The following is a 15,582-nucleotide window of genomic DNA, read 5'->3' as shown; positions in this document are numbered from 1 at the left end:
GCTTAGACCTCGTCACCTGCGCGGGCAAGGCGGCTCCGTACACTGGGCCGCTTTTGCACGCATGAAGCTTCCTGCCCGCTGGCGCGTCCGTTTGCGCGACGCCGCCTTTTCCCCTGCACACTGGATGGCCGTTCTCGGCCTTGCGGTGCTGCTCGTGGGCGTGCAGGCGGTGTGGGCGGAGAAGGTCGAGCAGGCGGCACGCCAGCCGGCCGAAGCGCGCTGGGTGGCGAGCTGGGCCGTGGCGGTGCTCGACTTCGCCGAGCTGGACGCGAACCCCGCCACGGCCGCCATCGGCGGACCGGGCGACCATGTGTTCCGCGGCCAGACCTTGCGCCAGATGATGCGCCCGACGATCGACGGCGAGCGCATCCGCGTGCGGGTGTCGAACCGCTTCGGCAAGACGCCGCTGCGCATCGCCGCGGCCACCGTGGCACTGGGCACGGGCGGCGACGCCATCTCGCCGGCCTCGTTGCGCACGCTGCGTTTCGGAGGCCGCGCCACCGTCACCGTGGCGCCGGGCGCGGAAGCATGGAGCGACGGCGTGGCGCTGAACGTTGCGGCGGGCCAGGCCGTGGCCGTGAGCCTTTTTCTCGACCGCGCGACACCGTTCGCCACGATGTACCTGCTGTCCAGCGACACGGGCTGGCTGGCGCAAGGCAACGCCGTCTCGGCGCCCCGGCTGTCGAAGGCGGTGGCGCTGCCGATGAGCCACATCGTGACCGGGCTCGACGTGCTCACCGCCAGGCCGGTGCGCACCGTGGTGGCCTTCGGCGATTCGATCACCGCGGGCGGCGGCGAGTCGGGCGATGGCGCCTACCCCGACATGCTCGCCACGCGGTTGCGTGACAGTCCGCAGGCCGCGCACGCGGTGTCGGTGATCAACGCCGGCATCGGCGGCAATCGGCTGCTGGTGAACGGCATCGGCCCCGACGGCCTGTCGCGCTTTGCGCGCGACGCGCTGGGCCAGAGCGGCGTGACGCACGTCATCGTGCTGCTGGGCACCAACGACATCGGCCGCGCCATCTTCGCGGGCATCCCCGGCCTGAAGGTGCCGCCGCACGACGTGCCCACGGCCGAGCGTGTCACCGAGGGCCTGGGGCAGCTCGTCAAGCAGGCGCGCGCCAAGGGCGTGAAGGTGCTGCTGGGCACCGTGCCGCCCTTCGGCAACACGATCTACGGCACCGACGCCAACGAGGCCATGCGCGAGGCCGTGAACCGCTGGGTGCGCAGCCGCCAGGACGTCGATGGCGTGGTCGACTTCGATGCCGTGCTGCGCGACCCGGCCGCGCCGCGTCAGCTGAATCCGACATTCGACAGCGGCGATCACCTGCATCCCAACCGCGCCGGCCACGCGGCCATGGCCGCGGCCATCGACCTGCGCGAATTGCAGGAGTAAAGCGCGTCCGCGGCAGCGAAACAGCTCTACACAAGATTTCGCGCAGCGCTTACAGGCGCTTCACACGGTCCCGGCAGCATGAAGGCTCCTCCAACAACCATGGGGCTTTCTCATGAAAACACTCGCAGTCGCTCTTTCCATCGGTGCCGCTTCGCTGCTGTCGGTGGGCGCCCTGACCGTTCCCACGGCCGCGCAGGCGCAGGCGGTGATCACCATCCAGGGGCCGCCGCCCCCGCCGCGCTACGAGCGCATGCCGCCGCCGCGTCGCGGCTATGTGTGGTCGCCGGGTCACTATGAGTGGCGTGGCGGTCGCCATGTGTGGGTGCGCGGCATGTACGTGCGTGCCCGCCCGGGCTATGCCTACCGCGCGCCGGAATGGCGCGAGAACAATGGCCGCTGGGAATACAACCGCGGCCGCTGGGACCGCGACGGCGACGGCGTGCCGAACCGCCAGGACCGGCGTCCGGACAACCCGTATCGCAATTGATCGATAGAGAGCGCGCGGCGCGCGCCCGGGGCTAGCGGATGCTCACCAGCTCGAGCACTTCGCTGACCTGGAACGCGCCGCCGCTCGCACCGCCGCGCGTCTGCACTTCGAAGCGGACGACGCGGCCCAGCTCCGGCGAGAACCACACGCTGGCGCGGTAGGTCCCGTACTGGTTGCCACTCCAGGCGCCCGCGTTCGCGAAGCGCTGGGTGTGGCCGCGGTAGTCGATCTTCACCACCTTCATCTCGCGGCCGTTGACCGGCAGCATGGCGGCGTCGTCCACCACGTGGGCGCGCAGGTCCATCTTGATGCGCGTGCCGCCCATGGTGGCGTCGTATTCCGTGGCCCAGGCGGCGTCCTGTTCCAGGGTCGGCCGGGCCCAGCCGCCCGGCGGCATGACGCTGTCGAACTCGCCGGCCACGGCCGTCGTGACGCCGATCACCTCGCCGCCCGGCTTCTCGATCCAGCCTCCGTTGTTGAAGCTGAGCCGTTCGTCCGAGGTGGTGGCCGTGTCTGCGCGGTAGATCACCTTGCGGTAGGTGTTGGTGAGCCGGTCGTGCAGCTGGTACTCCACGATGCTCGGGCGCTGCAGCGACACGCTGGCCGGCGCGGGCTGCGAGGCCAGGCGCTCAATGGCCCGCTGGCCGCGCGTCGGCAGTTCCGCGATCCATGCGGCCGGCATGGCGAGGGTGGCCGGGGCCGATCCGGCGACCAGTCCCACCAAGCGGCCTTGCGCATCGAACAGGCCGGCACCGGCCAGGCCCGCCTCGGTCGGCGTGGCCAGTTGCAGCGACTCGAGCGCGCCCGCGGCGTTGCGGCGCACGCCGCCGAGCATGGAAATGCCGAGCGTGAGTTCGCGCCCGCGCGGCGATCCGATGACGTACAGCGGCATCCCGACCTGCAACGCCCCCGCGGGCACGACGCCCAGCGTCGGCGACACGAGGTTGGCGATGCGCAGCTGGCACAGGTCGCGTTCGACGTCCGGGTGCTCCAGCACGGCGCCGTAGCTCACGTTGTCGCGGCGCAGCGCCACGGCGCTGGCCTTGGCCAGCAGCTTGCAGCTGGTGACGGCCGTGCCCGGGCCGGTGGCGACCGCGCTGCCGGTGGCCAGGACCTTGCCCTGGGCGTCGCTGGCCTGCACCACCCAGACGCTGGGCGAGACGCGCGCGAACAGCGCGTCGGGCGCCAGCGGGGCGCTGCCGGCGCGGGCGTCCTGGGCGAAGGTGGCGGGCGCTGCCAGAGCGGCAGCAAGGGCGAAAAGCGGAAGCTGCAGGCGCATCTGGGAGCGGCGATGGAGTGGGTTAGCGGAACACGACCGTGCGGTGGCCGTTCAGCAGCACGCGGTGTTCGCTGTGCCATTTCACGGCGCGGGCCAGCACCTGGCTTTCGGTGTCGCGGCCGCGGGCCGTGAGGTCTTCGACCGTGTCGGTGTGGTCGGCGCGGGCCACGTCCTGCTCGATGATCGGGCCTTCGTCGAGGTCGGCCGTCACGTAGTGGGCGGTGGCGCCGATCAGCTTCACGCCGCGGTCATGTGCCTGGTAGTAAGGCTTGGCGCCCTTGAAGCTGGGCAGGAACGAGTGGTGGATGTTGATCGCGCGGCCGGCCAGGCTCTTGCACAGGTCGTTGCTCAGGATCTGCATGTAGCGCGCGAGCACCACGAGTTCGGCGCCTTCGGCCTCGATGATCTCCAGCTGCTTCGCCTCGGCCTGCGCCTTGGTCGCGGCCGTCACCGGGATGTGGTGGAAGGGCACGTTGTAGCTGGCGGCCAGCTGGTAGAAGTCGCGGTGGTTCGAGATGATGGCGCGCACGTCGATCGACAGCAGGCCGCTCTTCCAGCGGAACAGCAGGTCGTTCAGGCAGTGGCCTTCCTTGCTGACCAGGATCACGGTCTTCATCGGGTCGGCGGCGGCGTGCAGCTGCAGGCTCATGCCGAAACCGGTGGCGAAGGCCTTCAGCTCCTCGCGCAGCACGGCTTCGCTGTGGTCACCGCAGGCGAAGCGCACGCGCATGAAGAACAGGCCGGTGCCGTGGTCGTTGTATTGGGCGGCCTCTTCGATGTTGGCGCCGCGCTCGAGCAGGAAGCCCGACACGGCGTGCACGATGCCCGTCCGGTCGGGACAGGAGAGGTTCAGGATGTAGGCAGGCGTAGTGGTCGTCATCAGGGGCAGGATTGTGGCAGGGGTGCCAGAATCGCGATTTTCCCTCCCCACATAACCGCAGGAGCGAGACATGGCCTTCCAGGACTTCAACATGGACAACCAGTGGTTGCCCTTCACGCCCAACCGCCATTTCAAGAAGGACCCGCGGGTGTTCGTGGCGGCGGACGGCATGACGTTCACCACGCACGACGGCAAGAAGGTGGTCGACGGCATCTCCTCGCTGTGGTGCGTGGGCGCGGGCCACAACCGCAAGCCGATCAACGAGGCGATCAAGAAGCAGCTGGACACGCTGGACTACGCCACCGCCTTCCAGGTCAGCAACGACAAGGCCTTCAAGGCGGCCGAGATGATCGCCGCGCTGGCTCCGGGCGACCTGAACAAGGTGCTGTTCTGCAACTCGGGCTCCGAGGCCGCCGACACCTCGATGAAGGTGGCGCTGGCCTACCACCGCGCGCGCGGCGAAGGCCACCGCAACGTGTTCATCGGCCGCGAGAAGGGCTATCACGGCGTGGGCTTCGGCGGCATGTCGGTGGGCGGCATCCCGGGCAACCGCAAGGTGTTCGGCTCGGCCTTTTTGCCGCGCGTGGACCACATGCGCTTCATCCACGACCCGGTGAACCACGCCTACATCCACAACCAGGAGCCGGTGTGGACCGAAGACCCGCTGGTCGAGCTCGAAACCCGCATCCTGCCGCTGCACGACCCGAGCAACGTGGCCGCGATCATCGTGGAGCCGGTGGCCGGTTCGGCCGGCTGGTACCTGCCGCCGCAGGGCTACCTGAAGCGCCTGCGCGAGATCTGCGACAAGCACGGCATCCTGCTGATCTTCGACGAGGTCATCACCGGCTTCGGGCGCATGGGCACCAACTTCGCGTCGGACTATTTCGGCGTCGTGCCCGACATGCTGAACTTCGCCAAGTGCGTGACCAACGGCGTGATTCCGCTGGGTGGCGTGATCTGCCGCGACAAGCTCTACGACGCGATGATGAAGACCGACGCGCCCGAGCACGTGGTCGAGTTCTTCCACGGCTACACCTACTCGGGCCACCCGGTGGCCTGCGCCGCCGCCATTGCCACGCTCGACCTGTTCAAGGAAGAAAACCTGTTCGCGCGCGCCGGCGAAATGGGCAAGGTGCTGGGCGATGCCTTCCACAGCACCTTCAAGGGCCTGCCGAACGTGGTGGGCATCCGCAGCCTGGGCCTGGCGGCGGCCGTGGAGCTCGCGCCCATCGCCGGGTCGCCGGGCAAGCGCGCCTACGAGGTGTTTCTCGACTGCTTCCACAAGGGCGCGCTGGTGCGGCCCGCGGGTGACGTGCTGGTGATCGCGCCGCCCTACATCGTCGAGAAGCAGCACATCGACACGCTGGTCAACACGCTGGCGGATTCGATCAGGAAGTTCGCCTGAGCACGCCCGCGCAGTAGTCCACCGGCGGCAGCGCCGGCGTGCGCCAGGTGGCGTCGTAGGCGTCGGTGTCGTCCTCGGCCGGGCCGCCGGCCTGCAGGTGGACCGTCTTCACCGACACGTCGGTCGGCAGGTGCTGCGGCACGCCCAGCACCTTGGTGACGTGGCCCGCGCCGGCGATCAGCAGCACCGTCTTGCCCGGCTGCCGGGCCTTCACCAGCGCCTGCGCCATGGCGCGGTCGCGCCCGACCTGGATGCGCGTCATGGGGCCGATCTGCGATTCGGGCAGCAGCTTGCAGTGGCCCTCGCGCACGGCCTCCTGCTGCGCGGCGTAGGCCTCGCCGTTGAGCTGCACGTCGAGCGAGACGTCGGCCATCGCGTCCTTCATGCGCGCACGCGGCAGGTTGGCGCCGACCACCGGCACGCCGGCGCGCACGGCCGTCATCACCGTGGGGCCGTAGCGCGTCCAGGGCCAGGCCTTGTCGTTCCAGCCGAGGGCGGTCTGCACTTGCGCATCGGTCGCGGTGGCAGGCAGGCGGGCGCTGCTGCGGCCTTCCTCGGCCATCTCGAGCGCCAGCGCGGCGAGCTGGCCGCGCTCGGCCAAGGCCTGCACGGTCTCGCGTTCGAGGGCGTGGTGTTCGGGGGCGTCGTGCTGCTCGCCGAGCAGCAGCGCGTCGGCCGGCAGCAGGGCCGCCACACGGCGCGCGACGGGCGCCTCGGCGGACAGCGCGGCGCAGCCGGCGAGCAGGGCGGCGGCGACCAGGGGCGCGAGGAACCGGGAAGCACGGGAAGGGCGAGGAGGCATCCCGCCATACTATGCCCGGCGCCCTGCACCGGGCTGTCGTCCTTTTCCGCTGCTTTCTCTGCCCGTGTCCTTTCGTTTTCCCCTTCGCGTGCTGGCCACGCTGCTGCTGGCGCTGGCCGCCGCACTCGCCTGTGTCGCCCTGCACACCCCGCTGCCCTGGATGATCGGCCCGCTGTTCGCGGTGTCGCTGGCCTCGATCGCGGGCCAGCCGACCGCCAGCCACACGCCGCTGCGCAACCTGGGGCAGTGGGTCATCGGCACCGCGCTGGGCCTGTATTTCACGCCGCAGGTGGTGACGCTGGTGGCCGGCGTGTGGTGGGCGATCCTGCTGGCCATCGGCTGGGCGCTGCTGCTGGGTTGGGGGTTCGGGCGCTGGCTGCACCGCGTGCATGCGGCGCGAATGCCGCATGTGCCGGCGAAATCCATGAGAGCCACGACTTACTTCGCGGGCGCCATCGGCGGGGCTTCGGAGATGACGCTGCTGGCCGAATCGGCCGGTGCGCGCACCGACCTGGTGGCCGCCGCGCACAGCCTGCGGCTGATGGTGGTGACGGTGACGATCCCGTTCGCGATGCAGTGGAGCGGGCTGCACGGCCTGGAGATCAACCCGCCGGGCATGCGCGAGGTGAACCCGGCCGGGCTGGCCTTGCTGGCGCTGGCCACCGGCTTGGGCGGGCTCGTGATGCGGGCGCTGGGCCGCACCAACCCGTGGTTCATGGGGCCGCTGCTGGTGGCGATGGGCTTCACGGTCGCGGGGCAGTCGCTGTCGGCGGTGCCGACCTGGCTGTCGAACACCGCGCAGCTGGTGATTGCCGTGAGCCTGGGCGTGCGCTTCAGCCGCGAGTTCCTGCACACGGCGCCGCGCTGGCTCGGCTCGGTGGCGCTGGGCACGGTCGGCATGCTGGTGCTGTGCGCCGGCGCGGCCTGGCTGCTGGCGGGGGCGACCGGGCTGCATCCGGCCACGATGATCCTGGGCACCTCGCCCGGCGGCATCGCCGAGATGTCGATCACGGCCAAGGTGCTGCAGCTGGGCGTGCCGGTGGTCACGGCCTTCCAGGTGTGCCGGCTGGTGGCGGTGCTGCTGATCGTGGGGCCGATGTACCGCTGGACCGAGCGCCGGGGGGCCTAGGCAAAGAAAAAGCGCCCCGCGGGGCGCTTGTTTCGTTCGGGAGGCTCAGGCCGCTCAGTGCACCAGCACCGGCGTGTGCGCCAGCTCGGCGTAGCCCTCGAGCGTGTCCTCGACCTCTTCCTGCGTGGGCGTGTTGAGCTGCCAGGCGGCGATCTGCTGCTGGAACAGTTCGGCCCAGGAGCCGTCGAGGTAGACCTCTTTGCCCGATCGCTTGTCCACGATCTCGAAGCCGTGGCGTTCCAGCACGGGGCCGTTGGGCGTCGTGCTGGGCTCGTCGCCGTCGTTCGGCTGCACGTGCACGACGACGAAGGACTCGGAGTCGTAAAGCATGTTCATGGCGGGCCCTGTGAGGATGTCGATGGCGTTCATGAGGGTTAGATAGCAATCAACGCGCCAGTTTCAAGAACAGTTGTCGTCGCGCCGTTGATATGTGAGTCTTTTTGCCTCAATTGGCGGGCGCTTCGGGTAGGGGTTTGCGCAATTGGGCGTCAGCAAAGTCGCCGTTTGCCTCGGTCTGGCGGATGCGCACGGGCAGGTAGCCGTAGCGCGGCGCCAGCCAGAGCTCCAGTTTCCGGTCGAAATCCTTGCGGGGCGTGCGGGTGAGCTTGCGCGTGGTGAAGTCGCCGGCCGGCAGGCTCAGCTGTTCCTCGTCGCCGACCTCGAAGACCCACACGTCGCCGTCGCGCACGCCCACCGTCTGCACCGAGATTCGGGTGCCGGCCGGGTAGCGCGCCGGGCTGGCCGCCAGCAGGCCGCCCAGCTGCATCATGACGCTCATGCGGTCCTGCGCGCCGGGCTGCAGGGGCACCGACGGCGCGTTGTTGCTGAAGATGATCTGCCCCTGGTCGCGCGCGAAATGCGAGGCGACCTCGGCCTTGCGGCTTTCCGAATAGCGCTCGGGCTCCAGGCCCGAGGGGCCGATCTTGCCGGTGCTGTGCCAGTTCAGCAGGGTGAAGAACACCGCCTTGAGCGTGAGCCGCCCGTCGTAGCGGCTGCCGTCCTGCAGCCAGACCAGCTCGCCGAACACGCCGCGCTGCGGGGAGGCGCCTTTCTGGCCCGTGGCCTCGAAATCGAGCGTGACCGAGCCCGGAATCCGCAGCGCCTGGGTGCCGGCGATGGTGCCCGAGGCGCCGCTGCCGGCCGTGGTCGTGCCGCCCTGCGTGCCACCGGCCGTGGTGCCCGTGGCGGCGGCCGGGGCGCTGGCGGGTGTCTCGGGGGCGGTTGCTCCTGAATCTGTAGCGGCTTGCGCGGTCTGGTCGGGCGTTTCGGGAGGAGGTGTCTGGGCCGGCGCGTCCGGCACGGGGGCCGGGGCCGGCTTGGGCTTGGGCACCGACGCCTCGCGCGGACGCCGGGGCTTGGCCGGTGGCGGCGGCTTGGCCGCGACCGGCGCGGCGGCCGGTGCCGCGGGGGCCTCCGCCGCGGGCGGCGCGATCACGATCGTGCGCGTGATGAACTTGCTGGCCAGCGGCGAGGGCTCCGGCCCGATGGCCATCGGCGCCAGCCCGAGCAGCAGCAGGTGCGCCAGCGCCACCGCCAGCGTCAGCCCCGCGAGCGCGCGCCAGGACGGGGGCCCGGGCAGGCCCAGGGACAGCGGTGGGGGCGCGACGTGCGTCGACATGGGTGTGTGGAGTGGGTTGCGGCGCCGAGGTTCACGAAGTCCACTCGGTACACTGCCGCCCGTTCAACCAGTTTAGTGGGCGCGGCGCCGCGCCCTTTTTCTTGCTCACGCCCGCACCATGAAACTCGCCACCCTGAAGGACGGCTCGCGCGACGGCCAGTTGGTCGTCGTCTCGCGCGACCTCACGCTCGCCCACTACGCCACCGGCATCGCGAGCCGCTTGCAGCAGGTGCTGGACGACTGGGGCTTCATGAGCCCGCAGCTGCAGGACCTGTACGACGCCCTCAACCACGGCCGCGCGCGCCACGCCTTTCCCTTCGACCCCGCCCAGTGCATGGCGCCGCTGCCGCGCGCCTACCAGTGGGCCGACGGCTCGGCCTACCTGAACCACGTCGAGCTGGTGCGCCAGGCGCGCAACGCCGAAGTGCCCGAGAGCTTCTACACCGACCCCCTCATGTACCAGGGCGGCAGCGACGACTTCCTGGGCCCGGTCGACGACGTGATCGTGCCCAGCGAGGCCATGGGCATCGACTTCGAGGCCGAGATCGCCGTCGTCACCGGCGACGTGAAGATGGGGTCCACGCCCGAGCAGGCGCTGGACGGTATCCGCCTCGTGATGCTGGCCAACGACGTGAGCCTGCGCAACCTCATCCCGGCCGAGCTGGCCAAGGGCTTCGGCTTCTTCCAGAGCAAGCCCGCCACCGCCTTCAGCCCCGTGGCCGTCACGCTCGACGAGCTCGGCGAGGCCTGGCAGGACGGGCGCGTGCACCTGGCGCTGCAAAGCAGCTGGAACGGCCGCAAGGTCGGCCTGTGCGACGCCGGCCCCGAGATGACCTTCCACTTCGGCCAGCTCATCGCCCACATCGCCAAGACCCGCAACGTGCGCGCCGGCAGCATCGTGGGCAGCGGCACCGTGAGCAACAAGGGCGTCGAGAAGAACGGTCGCATGGAATGGCCCAAGGGCTACTCGTGCATCGCCGAGAAGCGCTGCATCGAGACCATCCAGGACGGCGCGCCCGCCACCGACTTCATGAAGTTCGGTGACACCATCCGCATCGAGATGAAGGGGCTGGACGGGCGCTCGCTGTTCGGCGCGATCGACCAGGAGATCGTGTCGACGGCGGGGCGGCCGGTGGAGGCGCCGGTGTCGCTCACCAAGCCGCAGGCCGGAACCGACACCGGCACCGCGCCCGAACCCGCCGCCGAAGGCTGACGCAGGCCCTGTCGGGGTTTCTCCCCGTTCGGCTGGCCGGAAGCCCCCGTTCCGCAAAGCCCAACCCTGCGCGGCGGGCGCTGCCTAGGATGCAGCGATCCGTTCACTGCAAGGAGACAGGTCCATGGGCATGCCGAAGCTGGCGGGGCGCGCGTTGTGCGCATGGGTGGGGATGGGCATGGCGCTGGCCGGGCAGGCCGCCGCCCAGAAGCTCAGCGACGACAAGGTGCGCGTGGGCGTGCTGTCGGACATGTCGGGCCTGTACGCCGACACCGCGGGGCGCGGCTCGGTCGAGGCCGCGCGCATGGCCATCGAGGACTTCGGCGGCAAAGTGCTCGGGCGGCCCATCGAACTGGTCTCGGGCGACCACCAGAACAAGGCCGACATCGGCGCCTCGCTGGCACGCACCTGGTACGACCGCGACGGCGTCGACGCCATCTTCGACATGAACAACTCGGCCGTCGCGCTGTCGGTGGTCAACCTGGCGCGCGAGCGGCAGAAGCTCTCGATCAACACCGGCGGCGCCTCGGTGGCGCTCACCAACGAAGCCTGCGCGCCGACCTCGGTCCACTACACCTACGACACCTACGCGCTGGCCAACGGCGCCGCCCAGGGCGTGAGCCGCCAGGGCGGCAAGACCTGGTACCTGATCGGCGTGGACTACGCCTTCGGCAAGGCCATGGCCGCCAACATGACCGAGTTCGTCGGCGAGCTGCAGGGCAAGGTGATCGGCAGCGTGTTCCACCCGCTCAACGCGAGCGACTTCTCGTCGTACGTGCTGCAGGCGCAGGCCTCGGGGGCCGACACCATCGCGCTGGCCAACGCCACCAGCGACACGGTCAATGCCGTCAAGGCGGCGCGGCAGTTCGGCGTGTCGCCCAAGCAGCGCGTGGTGCCGATGCTGATGTTCATCAACGACGTGCATGCGCTGGGCCTGGCGCAGGCGCAGGGCATGACCTTCGCCACCGGCTTCTACTGGGACCGCACGCCCGAGTCGCGGGCCTGGGCGCGGCGCTATTTCGAGCGCATGAAGAAGATGCCCTCGATGATCCAGGCCGGCGCCTACTCGGCGGTCACGCACTACCTGAAGGCGGTGCAGGCCGCGGGCACCGACGACGGCGCCACCGTGGCCGCGAAGATGAAGGCGATGCCGGTGAACGACTTCTTCGCGCAGGGCGGCACGATCCGCGCCGACGGCCGCATGGTGCACGACATGTACCTGGTGAGCGTGAAGAAGCCCGCCGAGTCGAAGTACCCGTGGGACTACTACACGGTGCTGTCCACGATCCCCGGCGACAAGGCCTTCCAGCCCTTGTCCAAGAGCAAGTGCCCGCTGGTTGCCGCAGCGAAGTCCTGATCGCCTGACCGAACCCAAGGAGACCCCATGAAAGTCCGTGCCGCCGTCCTGCAGCGCCTCGGCGCCCCCGCGCCCTATGCCCAGAGCCGACCGCTCGAGATCGAGGAGGTCGAGCTGGCGCCGCCCGGCCCCGGCGAGGTGCTGGTGCGCATCGCGGCCGCGGGACTGTGCCACTCGGACCTGTCGATCCTCAACGGCGACCGGCCGCGCCGCACGCCGATCGTGCTGGGTCACGAAGCGGCCGGCGTGGTCGAGGCGCTGGGCGAGGGCGTGACCGACCTGGCGCCGGGCGACCACGTGATCCTGGTCTTCGTGCCGAGCTGCGGCCATTGCGCGCCGTGCGCCGAGGGCCGGCCCGCGCTGTGCGAGCCCGGCGGCGCGGCCAACGTGGCGGGCACGCTGCTGGGCGGCGCGCGGCGGCTGTCGTACCGCGGCGAGCCGATGGACCACTTCGTGGGCGTGTCGGCCTTTGCCGAGTACGCGACGGTGTCGCGCCGCTCGCTGCACAAGATCGACCGCGAGTTGCCGATGGAAATTGCTGCCATGTTCGGCTGCGCGGTGGTGACGGGCGTCGGCGCCGTGGTCAACACCTCGCAGGTGCGGCCGGGCCAGACCGTGGCCGTGGTCGGTCTCGGCGGCGTGGGGCTGGCCGCGCTCATGGGCGCGCTGGCGGCGGGCGCCGCGCGCGTGATCGCGGTCGACCTGGCGCAGGACAAGCTCGATTTCGCCCTCGCACTGGGCGCCACCGACAGCGTGAACGCCAGCGACCCCGACGCGGCCAAGCGGCTGCGCGACATGACCGAGGGCGGCGTCGACCATGCGCTCGAGATGGTGGGCTCGGCCAAGGCGCTGGAGTTCGCCTACAAGGTCACGCGCCGCGGCGGCACCACCGTGACCGTGGGCCTGCCCGCCGCCATCCAGACGCTGAACACGCCGGTCTGGCACCTCGTGGCCGAGGAGCGCACGCTCAAGGGCAGCTACCTCGGCAGCTGCGTGCCGCGGCGCGACCTGGGGCGCTTCATCGCGCTGTACCGCCAGGGCAAGCTGCCCGTGGACCGGCTGCTCACCGGGCGCCTGAAGCTCGAGGAGATCAACGAGGGCTTCGACCGCCTGCAGCGCGGCGAGGCCATCCGGCAGATCGTCACGATGCCGTGACGGCCGCGGGCATCGCGCCCCGCAGCAACTCCTTCTGCGTCCGAATCCCCAACCGCCGGAACGCCCGGTACTGATGCGTGCGTACCGTGCTGAGCTCCACGCCCAGCACGCGCGCCGTTTCCTTCGCCGTGCGGCCCGCCATCAGGTGGCCGATCACCTCGCGTTCGCGCAGGCTCAGCGTCAGGAGCCGTGAGGCGAGGGTGGGCGCGGCCGACTCGTGCACGGCCGCCGCGCTGCGGCTGTGCGCGCTGGCGGCGTCGGCCAGCAGCGTCGCGTGGGCGGCGATGACGCCGAAGTCGGTCTCGCCGAACTCGGGCTGCGCCAGGCTGCGGTAGAAGCTCACGGCCACGCGCTGGCCGCTCGGGCGCAGCAGCAGCACCGAGCTGCGCTCGCGGATGCCCACGTCGCCGTAGCAGGCGGCGCGGTAGGCGGGGTCGGCCACCTCGTCGCCGTGCTGGTGGCCCATCCACAGCTGCGCGCGCTTGGGCAGCTTGCGCGCGGCCAGCCAAGCCATGTGGGGGTCGAGCCGGTCGAAGCGCTGTGCCACGTAGCGCTCGGCGGTGCGCTCGGCCGTGTGGCCGTAGCTGCTGGCGGCCGACACGGTCTCGATGCGGCCGGTGGCGTCGACGCCGAACACGGTGCAGAAGGTGACGGGCATCACGCGGTGCATCGCCGCCAGGCAACTGGCGGCCAGGTGCGGCGTGCCGATGCCCGCCAGCACGTCGCCGACGACGGCCGCCGACAGTCGGGCGTCGGCGGCGGGGTGGAGGCGCCAGCGTTTCATGGGTTTCGAAGGAAGACTAGGGTAAATACCTCCTACGAAGTTATGACATTGGCGCGGGCGGTGCATCGGGACAATCCCGTTCCATGACCACCACCCGTACCGCCGACGCCGCCACCGGCCCCGTGCCGCCGCCAGCCAGCGCGACCGCGCTGCCGCCTTCGGTCGGCGCCTTTCACTACACGCGCTTCGCGCCCCGGCTGCCGTCGCTCGGCGCCGACGGCATGGAGCCCGGCCGCCACCCCGTCGTGATCGCGGGCGGCGGCCCGGTGGGCATGGCGCTGGCGCTGGGGCTCGCCAACCACGGCGTGCGCTGCGTGGTGCTCGAGGCCGACGACACGGTCTGCGTGGGCAGCCGCGCGGCCTGCATCTCGCGCCGCAGCCTGGAGATCGTCGAGCGCCTGGGCGCGCTGCCGGCGTTCATGGGCAAGGGCCTGCCGTGGAGCGTGGGGCGCAGCTTCTACAAGACGGCCGAGGTGTTCCGCTTCGAGATGCCGCAGGCCGCGCAGCAGAAGCTGCCGCCGATGATCAACCTGGAGCAGTACTACATCGAGCAGTACCTGCTGGACGAGATCGAGCGCCGCAACGCCGCGACGCCGGGGCTCGTCGACATCCGCTGGGGCACCGAGCTCACCGCGCTCGCGCAGGACGAGGACGGCGAGGGCGTGACGCTCGACGTGCGCAACGCCGAGGGCGCCTACCGCCTGCGCGGCCAGTGGCTCGCGGCCTGCGACGGCGGCCAGAGCTTCGTGCGCAAGTCGCTCGGGCTGGCGCTGGAAGGCACGGGCTACGAAGGCCGCTACGTGATCATCGACATCGAGCTGCACAGCGGCCACCCGACCGAGCGCCGCGCCTGGTTCGACCCACCGTGGAACCCCGGCTCGACCGTGCTGATGCACCGCCAGCCCGACGACATCTGGCGCATCGACTACCAGCTGCGCGCCGGCCAGAGCACCGAAGACGCGCTGCAGCCCGCGGCGGTGGCCGAGTTCGTGCAGCGCCACCTCGACGCCATCGGCGAAGGCCACCTGCCGTGGAAGACGGTGTGGACCTCGGTCTACCGCGCCGGCGCGATGACGCTCGACAGCTACCGCCACGGCCGCGTCGTGTTCGCGGGCAACGCGGCGCATGCGATGCCGATCTTCGGCGTGCGCGGGCTCAACTCGGGCTTCGACGACGCCGACAACCTGGCCTGGAAGCTGGCCTTCGTGGCCCAGGGCCTGTCGGGCCCGACGCTGCTGGATTCGTACTCGCAGGAGCGCATCGCGGCCTTCCACATCAACGCCGAGAGCGCGATGCGCAGCACCGAGTTCATGTCGCCGCCCTCGCGCGGCTTCGACCTGCTGCGCGAGGCGGCGCTGTCGCTGTCCGAAGCGCACCGCGGCATCGCGCAACTCATCAACCCGCGCCAGACGCAGGCTGTGCGCTACGACGGTTCGGCGCTGTCGAGCACGGGCGATGCGCTGCCGGCCGGCCCGCTGCCGGGCGAGGCGATGCCCGAGCAGCCGCTCGCGCAGGGCCATCTCACCGACTGGATCGGCCCGGTGTTCACGCTGCTGGTGCTGCGGCCGGACCTGGCGCCGCTGCCCGACGCCGACATCGCGCAGGCCCGGCAAGGCGCCGTGCCTTTCGCGGTGCGCGCCATCGCCAGTCTGGGCAACAGCGACGGCGCCGATGCGCAAGCGTCCCCCGCGGTCTTCGCCGCGCTCGGCGCCGGCGACGGCGCCGTCTACCTGCTGCGCCCCGACGGCCACGTGGCCGCGCGCTGGCACCGCCTGCCGGCCGGCGCGCTGCCCGCCGCGCTGGCGCGCGCGGCCGTCGCCACTTCACAGGACATTCCCGCATGACGCCCCCCGCCCCCTCGCTCCATCCCGACGCCCGCGACCGCCTGTACGCCGAGTGCGCGCGCGCCATCACCGAGGCCGGTGCCGAACGCGAATCGCTGTTCCTCGCGCGGCTCGCGCTGCTGCTGTTCGAGCAGGTCGGCGACGAGGCGCGCTGCCGCGCCGCGCTGGCCGACGCGTTGCGCGCGCTGCCCGTACCATCGCTGTCCGCTTCCGAACAAAAAACAGGAGATTGA

The 15,582-nt window shown here is 70.9% G+C and carries 15 protein-coding genes; 9 read left to right on the top strand and 6 right to left on the bottom strand.

Features of this window, described 5'->3' with window-relative positions:
* Positions 1 to 124: 124 nt before the first annotated feature.
* Together AC07SQ_RS21275 and AC07SQ_RS21270 are read left to right on the top strand one after the other, a co-directional pair.
* Positions 125 to 1,396, top strand: coding sequence for a GDSL-type esterase/lipase family protein (locus tag AC07SQ_RS21275; protein WP_495272758.1), 1,272 nt, complete (start codon positions 125 to 127; stop codon positions 1,394 to 1,396).
* A 112-nt stretch (positions 1,397 to 1,508) separates the two neighbouring features.
* Positions 1,509 to 1,883, top strand: coding sequence for a YXWGXW repeat-containing protein (locus tag AC07SQ_RS21270; protein WP_070063838.1), 375 nt, complete (start codon positions 1,509 to 1,511; stop codon positions 1,881 to 1,883).
* 31 nt (positions 1,884 to 1,914) lie between these two features.
* On the opposite strand, the gene AC07SQ_RS21265 is transcribed toward AC07SQ_RS21270, so the two are convergent.
* Positions 1,915 to 3,162: a S1 family peptidase gene (locus tag AC07SQ_RS21265; RefSeq protein WP_495272757.1), complete on the bottom strand. Its 1,248-nt coding sequence runs from the start codon at positions 3,160 to 3,162 to the stop codon at positions 1,915 to 1,917.
* A 22-nt stretch (positions 3,163 to 3,184) separates the two neighbouring features.
* A complete protein-coding gene (purU, locus tag AC07SQ_RS21260) occupies positions 3,185 to 4,042 on the bottom strand; it encodes a formyltetrahydrofolate deformylase (RefSeq protein ID WP_062478396.1) in 858 nt (285 codons plus the stop codon).
* A 70-nt stretch (positions 4,043 to 4,112) separates the two neighbouring features.
* On the opposite strand from purU, the gene aptA reads away from it, so the two are divergent.
* Positions 4,113 to 5,447: an omega-aminotransferase AptA gene (gene aptA, locus AC07SQ_RS21255; protein WP_495272756.1), complete on the top strand. Its 1,335-nt coding sequence runs from the start codon at positions 4,113 to 4,115 to the stop codon at positions 5,445 to 5,447.
* On the opposite strand, the gene AC07SQ_RS21250 is transcribed toward aptA, so the two are convergent.
* Positions 5,431 to 6,249, bottom strand: a complete 819-nt coding sequence (locus AC07SQ_RS21250; RefSeq protein ID WP_495272755.1) for a ChaN family lipoprotein — start codon at positions 6,247 to 6,249, stop codon at positions 5,431 to 5,433. The genes aptA and AC07SQ_RS21250 overlap by 17 nt on opposite strands.
* A gap of 64 nt (positions 6,250 to 6,313) precedes the next feature.
* Here AC07SQ_RS21250 and AC07SQ_RS21245 point away from each other — a divergent pair, with 64 nt between their 5' ends.
* On the top strand, positions 6,314 to 7,378 hold the full coding sequence (locus AC07SQ_RS21245; RefSeq protein WP_495272754.1) for an AbrB family transcriptional regulator: 1,065 nt from the start codon (positions 6,314 to 6,316) through the stop codon (positions 7,376 to 7,378).
* 54 nt (positions 7,379 to 7,432) lie between these two features.
* Here AC07SQ_RS21245 and AC07SQ_RS21240 read toward each other — a convergent pair whose 3' ends face one another.
* On the bottom strand, positions 7,433 to 7,714 hold the full coding sequence (locus AC07SQ_RS21240; RefSeq protein ID WP_062478455.1) for a BTH_I0359 family protein: 282 nt from the start codon (positions 7,712 to 7,714) through the stop codon (positions 7,433 to 7,435).
* A gap of 109 nt (positions 7,715 to 7,823) precedes the next feature.
* Complete coding sequence (locus AC07SQ_RS21235) at positions 7,824 to 8,996, bottom strand: DUF3108 domain-containing protein (RefSeq protein ID WP_495272753.1); 1,173 nt, start codon at positions 8,994 to 8,996, stop codon at positions 7,824 to 7,826.
* A gap of 118 nt (positions 8,997 to 9,114) precedes the next feature.
* Here AC07SQ_RS21235 and AC07SQ_RS21230 point away from each other — a divergent pair, with 118 nt between their 5' ends.
* The 3 genes from AC07SQ_RS21230 (at position 9,115) to AC07SQ_RS21220 (ending at position 12,721) form a co-directional block, all read left to right on the top strand.
* Positions 9,115 to 10,209, top strand: a complete 1,095-nt coding sequence (locus AC07SQ_RS21230) for a fumarylacetoacetate hydrolase family protein (protein ID WP_139701322.1) — start codon at positions 9,115 to 9,117, stop codon at positions 10,207 to 10,209.
* A gap of 172 nt (positions 10,210 to 10,381) precedes the next feature.
* The gene (locus AC07SQ_RS21225; protein ID WP_492737567.1) at positions 10,382 to 11,566 is read left to right on the top strand and encodes an ABC transporter substrate-binding protein; all 1,185 of its coding nucleotides are present in this window, start codon (positions 10,382 to 10,384) and stop codon (positions 11,564 to 11,566) included.
* A gap of 27 nt (positions 11,567 to 11,593) precedes the next feature.
* The gene (locus tag AC07SQ_RS21220; RefSeq protein WP_495272752.1) at positions 11,594 to 12,721 is read left to right on the top strand and encodes a zinc-dependent alcohol dehydrogenase family protein; all 1,128 of its coding nucleotides are present in this window, start codon (positions 11,594 to 11,596) and stop codon (positions 12,719 to 12,721) included.
* On the opposite strand, the gene AC07SQ_RS21215 is transcribed toward AC07SQ_RS21220, so the two are convergent.
* On the bottom strand, positions 12,708 to 13,505 hold the full coding sequence (locus AC07SQ_RS21215) for a helix-turn-helix transcriptional regulator (RefSeq protein WP_495272751.1): 798 nt from the start codon (positions 13,503 to 13,505) through the stop codon (positions 12,708 to 12,710). The two genes, AC07SQ_RS21220 and AC07SQ_RS21215, sit on opposite strands and share 14 nt — an antisense overlap.
* Before the next feature lie 83 nt (positions 13,506 to 13,588).
* Between AC07SQ_RS21215 and AC07SQ_RS21210 the strand changes: the two genes are divergently transcribed.
* Positions 13,589 to 15,349: an FAD-dependent monooxygenase gene (locus AC07SQ_RS21210; protein ID WP_495272750.1), complete on the top strand. Its 1,761-nt coding sequence runs from the start codon at positions 13,589 to 13,591 to the stop codon at positions 15,347 to 15,349.
* Positions 15,346 to 15,582 carry a hypothetical protein gene (locus AC07SQ_RS21205; protein WP_495272749.1) on the top strand — a complete coding sequence of 79 codons (237 nt, stop codon included), beginning with the start codon at positions 15,346 to 15,348 and terminating at the stop codon, positions 15,580 to 15,582. The genes AC07SQ_RS21210 and AC07SQ_RS21205 overlap by 4 nt, the downstream gene beginning before the upstream one ends.

It is taken from the genome of Variovorax sp. GW821-FHT06D12 (genome assembly GCF_059419205.1).
Note: the sequence above shows the minus strand (reverse complement) of the source record. Positions and strands in the feature narration are given on the sequence as shown.